10 protein-coding genes are annotated in these 4,535 nt (G+C 54.7%); all 10 read right to left on the reverse strand.

Annotated elements, in window-relative coordinates; genetic code table 11:
- Nucleotides 1-71 precede the first annotated feature (71 nt).
- Nucleotides 72-338, reverse strand: coding sequence for a 30S ribosomal protein S17 (gene rpsQ, locus AC1DLB_RS22110; RefSeq protein WP_003176419.1), 267 nt, complete (start codon nt 336-338; stop codon nt 72-74).
- A 2-nt stretch (nt 339-340) separates the two neighbouring features.
- Nucleotides 341-532, reverse strand: a complete 192-nt coding sequence (rpmC, locus tag AC1DLB_RS22115; protein ID WP_002555481.1) for a 50S ribosomal protein L29 — start codon at nt 530-532, stop codon at nt 341-343.
- Nucleotides 532-945, reverse strand: a complete 414-nt coding sequence (gene rplP, locus AC1DLB_RS22120; protein WP_003228729.1) for a 50S ribosomal protein L16 — start codon at nt 943-945, stop codon at nt 532-534. The genes rpmC and rplP overlap by 1 nt, the downstream gene beginning before the upstream one ends.
- 12 nt (nt 946-957) lie before the next feature.
- Nucleotides 958-1,644 (reverse strand): 30S ribosomal protein S3, encoded by a 687-nt coding sequence (gene rpsC, locus AC1DLB_RS22125; RefSeq protein ID WP_003176422.1) that lies wholly within the window; start codon nt 1,642-1,644, stop codon nt 958-960.
- Between the two features lie 13 nt (nt 1,645-1,657).
- Nucleotides 1,658-1,990 (reverse strand): 50S ribosomal protein L22, encoded by a 333-nt coding sequence (gene rplV / locus AC1DLB_RS22130; RefSeq protein ID WP_003103908.1) that lies wholly within the window; start codon nt 1,988-1,990, stop codon nt 1,658-1,660.
- 11 nt (nt 1,991-2,001) lie between these two features.
- A complete protein-coding gene (gene rpsS / locus AC1DLB_RS22135; RefSeq protein ID WP_002555486.1) occupies nt 2,002-2,277 on the reverse strand; it encodes a 30S ribosomal protein S19 in 276 nt (91 codons plus the stop codon).
- Nucleotides 2,278-2,293: 16 nt separating this feature from the next.
- Nucleotides 2,294-3,118, reverse strand: a complete 825-nt coding sequence (gene rplB / locus AC1DLB_RS22140) for a 50S ribosomal protein L2 (protein WP_477785645.1) — start codon at nt 3,116-3,118, stop codon at nt 2,294-2,296.
- A gap of 14 nt (nt 3,119-3,132) precedes the next feature.
- Nucleotides 3,133-3,432, reverse strand: coding sequence for a 50S ribosomal protein L23 (rplW, locus tag AC1DLB_RS22145; protein WP_002555488.1), 300 nt, complete (start codon nt 3,430-3,432; stop codon nt 3,133-3,135).
- Entirely contained in the window at nt 3,429-4,031 is a 603-nt protein-coding gene (rplD, locus tag AC1DLB_RS22150) for a 50S ribosomal protein L4 (protein WP_003228735.1), read from the reverse strand. Before rplD ends, rplW begins: the two co-directional genes overlap by 4 nt.
- 12 nt (nt 4,032-4,043) lie before the next feature.
- Nucleotides 4,044-4,535, reverse strand: a 492-nt coding sequence (gene rplC, locus AC1DLB_RS22155) for a 50S ribosomal protein L3 (protein ID WP_477785646.1), incomplete at its 5' end; no start/stop codon positions are given.

A 4,535-nucleotide genomic window follows, 5' to 3' on the forward strand; every position in this document is an offset into this window, starting at 1 on the left:
AGCGCCGCTGTTATCGGCCACATCGAGCATGGATTGAGTCTGAATCATATAATTTCTCCGACCCCTAGTCCTTAGACTTCCACAGCGCGTTCGAGAACATCAACCAGCGCCCAAGACTTGGTCTTGGCCAAAGGACGAGTTTCACGAATAGTGACTTTGTCGCCGATGTGGCACTGATTGGTTTCGTCGTGCGCGTGCAGCTTAGTCGAACGCTTAACGTATTTACCGTAGATCGGGTGCTTAACGCGACGCTCGATCAGAACGGTGATGGTTTTGTCCATCTTGTCGCTGACAACACGGCCAGTCAGCGTACGGACAGTTTTTTCGGCTTCAGCCATGATTACTTACCTGCCTGCTGGTTGAGCACAGTCTTCACGCGAGCGATGTCACGCTTAACTTGCGAGAGCAGATGAGACTGCCCCAACTGGCCAGTTGCTTTCTGCATACGCAGATTGAACTGGTCGCGCAGCAGGCCGAGCAGTTGCTCGTTCAGCTGCTGTGCGGATTTTTCACGAAGTTCATTCGCTTTCATCACATCACCGTCCGTTTAACAAAGGAGGTGGCGAGCGGCAGCTTTGCAGCAGCCAGGGCGAAAGCCTCACGCGCCAGCTCTTCAGAAACACCCTCGATTTCATACAGGACTTTGCCTGGCTGAATCTGGGCAACCCAGTATTCCACGTTACCCTTACCTTTACCCATCCGAACTTCGAGTGGCTTTTTGGAAATAGGCTTGTCCGGGAATACACGGATCCAGATCTTGCCGCCACGTTTAACGTGACGGGTCAGTGCACGACGCGCTGACTCGATCTGACGAGCGGTGAGACGACCACGAGCAACAGACTTCAGCGCGAACTCGCCGAAGCTGACTTTGCTACCGCGCAATGCCAGGCCACGGTTGTGACCAGTCATTTGCTTGCGGAACTTCGTACGCTTTGGTTGCAACATTTGGCGTACCCCTTACTTAGCAGCTTTTTTACGAGGCGCTGGTGCTTGTGGTTTCAGTTCTTCTTGGCGACCACCAATTACTTCGCCTTTGAAGATCCAAACCTTTACACCGATCACACCATAAGTGGTGTGAGCTTCGTAGTTGGCATAGTCGATGTCGGCACGCAGGGTGTGCAGAGGCACACGACCTTCGCGATACCATTCAGTACGTGCGATTTCAGCACCGCCGAGACGACCGCTCACTTGGATTTTGATGCCTTTGGCACCAATGCGCATGGCGTTCTGAACAGCGCGCTTCATAGCGCGACGGAACATTACGCGACGCTCCAGCTGCTGAGCTACGCTCTGCGCAACCAGCATACCGTCGAGCTCCGGCTTGCGGATCTCTTCGATATTGATGTGCACAGGCACACCCATTTGCTTGGTCAGGTCCTGACGCAGTTTCTCAACATCTTCACCTTTCTTCCCGATAACGATACCTGGACGAGCGGTGTGGATGGTGATACGTGCAGTTTGGGCCGGACGATGGATATCGATACGGCTTACGGACGCGCTTTTTAGTTTGTCTTGGAGATACTCACGCACCTTCAGATCAGCGAACAAGTAGTCCGCATAAGTCCGACCGTCTGCGTACCAGACGGAGGTGTGCTCCTTGACGATTCCCAGGCGAATGCCAATGGGATGTACTTTCTGACCCATCTCTTCGACTCCGTTACTTGTCAGCAACCTTGACAGTGATATGGCAAGACCGCTTGACGATGCGATCAGCACGGCCTTTGGCACGTGGCATGATGCGCTTCAGCGAACGCCCTTCGTTGACGAAAACGGTGCTGACCTTAAGGTCATCAACGTCTGCGCCTTCGTTATGCTCGGCGTTGGCTACGGCCGACTCCAGCACTTTCTTCATGATCTCGGCGGCTTTCTTACTGCTGAAAGCCAACAGGTTGAGCGCTTCGCCCACCTTCTTCCCGCGGATCTGGTCGGCGACCAAGCGGGCTTTCTGGGCGGAGATTCGAGCGCCCGACAACTTAGCGGCTACTTCCATTTCCTAACCCCTTAACGCTTGGCTTTCTTGTCTGCCACGTGCCCACGATATGTGCGGGTACCGGCGAACTCGCCCAGTTTGTGGCCGACCATGTCTTCGTTAACGAGAACTGGGACGTGTTGACGACCGTTGTGTACTGCGATGGTCAGACCGACCATTTGTGGCAGGATCATCGAGCGACGCGACCAGGTTTTAACTGGTTTGCGATCGTTCTTTTCCGCCGCCACTTCGATCTTCTTCAGTAGGTGAAGATCGATAAAAGGACCTTTTTTCAGAGAACGTGGCACTGTCGTATCCCTCTATTTACTTGCGACGACGGACGATCATTTTGTCGGTACGCTTATTACCACGAGTCTTCGCGCCCTTAGTCGGGAAGCCCCATGGCGATACCGGATGACGACCACCAGAGGTACGACCTTMACCACCACCATGTGGGTGGTCAACCGGGTTCATGGCAACACCACGAACGGTTGGGCGAACGCCACGCCAGCGTTTGGCACCAGCTTTACCCAGCGAACGCAGGCTGTGCTCGGAGTTCGAGACTTCGCCCAGGGTCGCGCGGCATTCAGCCAGCACTTTACGCATCTCACCAGAACGCAGACGCAGGGTCACGTAGACACCTTCACGAGCGATCAGCTGAGCCGAAGCACCAGCGGAACGAGCGATTTGCGCGCCTTTACCTGGCTTCAATTCGATGCCGTGTACGGTGCTACCAACTGGAATGTTACGCAGTTGCAGAGCGTTGCCCGGCTTGATCGGTGCCAGAGCACCTGCGATCAGCTGGTCGCCAGCACTCACGCCTTTAGGCGCGATGATGTAGCGACGCTCGCCATCTGCGTACAGCAGCAGAGCGATGTGAGCAGTACGGTTTGGATCGTATTCGATACGCTCAACAGTGGCAGCGATGCCATCTTTGTCGTTGCGACGGAAATCGACCAGACGATAATGCTGCTTATGGCCACCACCGATGTGACGAGTGGTAATACGACCATTGTTGTTACGACCACCAGACTTCGATTTTTTCTCGAGCAGCGGTGCGTGAGGAGCGCCTTTATGCAGCTCCTGGTTGACCACCTTGACCACAAAACGGCGGCCAGGGGAAGTCGGTTTGCATTTAACGATTGCCATGATGCACCCCTTCCTTACTCAGCACTGCTGCTGAAATCGAGATCTTGGCCTGGCTGAAGGGAGATAACTGCCTTCTTCCAGTCATTACGCTTGCCCAGACCGCGAGCAGTGCGCTTGCTCTTACCCAGAACATTCAGGGTAGTAACACGCTCTACTTTCACGCTGAACAGGCTTTCGACGGCCTTCTTGATTTCCAGCTTGGTTGCGTCAGTGGCAACCTTGAAAACGAACTGGCCTTTCTTGTCTGCCAGAACCGTAGCCTTCTCGGAAACGTGCGGGCCAAGCAGAACTTTAAATACGCGTTCCTGGTTCATCCCAGCAGCTCCTCGAATTTCTTCACGGCCGACACGGTGATCAACACCTTGTCGTATGCGATCAGACTAACTGGATCGGAACCTTGCACATCACGTACATCAACGTGCGGCAGGTTACGAGCAGCCAGGTACAGGTTCTGATCAACAGCGTCCGACACGATCAGAACGTCGGTCAGGCTCATGTTGTTCAGTTTGCCCAGCAGGTCTTTGGTTTTCGGCGTTTCAACAGCGAAATCCTGAACCACGACCAGACGATCAGTACGCACCAGCTCAGCAAGGATGGAACGCATTGCTGCGCGATACATCTTCTTGTTCAGCTTCTGGGAGTGATCCTGAGGACGAGCTGCGAAAGTGGTACCGCCGCCACGCCAGATTGGGCTACGGATAGTACCGGCACGAGCACGGCCAGTACCTTTCTGACGCCATGGGCGCTTACCGCCACCACGAACGTCGGAACGGGTCTTTTGCTGCTTGCTACCTTGACGGCCGCCGGCCATGTAGGCCACGACTGCTTGGTGAACCAGCGTCTCGTTGAATTCGCCGCCAAATGTCAGTTCGGAAACTTCGATCGCTTGAGCGTCATTTACATTTAATTGCATGTCAGCTTCCCCTTAACCGCGAGCCTTGGCTGCTGGACGTACAACCAAGTTGCCGCCAGTAGCGCCAGGAACAGCGCCCTTGACCAACAACAGATTGCGTTCAGCGTCCACGCGCACTACTTCGAGGGACTGCACGGTCACGCGCTCAGCGCCCATATGACCGGACATTTTTTTGCCCTTGAATACACGACCAGGAGTCTGGCACTGGCCGATAGAGCCTGGAACGCGGTGGGATACGGAGTTACCGTGGGTGTTATCTTGCCCGCGGAAATTCCAACGCTTGATCGTACCCTGGAAGCCTTTACCTTTGGACTGACCGGTTACATCAACCAGTTGACCAGCAGCGAAGATTTCAGCATTGATCAGATCGCCGGCCTGGTACTCGCCTTCTTCAAGGCGGAATTCCATTACGGTACGACCAGCGGCAACGTTCGCCTTAGCGAAGTGGCCAGCTTGCGCAGCTGTAACACGCGAAGCACGACGCTCGCCTACAGTGACTTGCAC

The sequence above is a fragment of the Pseudomonas sp. 05N434 genome, from assembly GCF_056396965.1.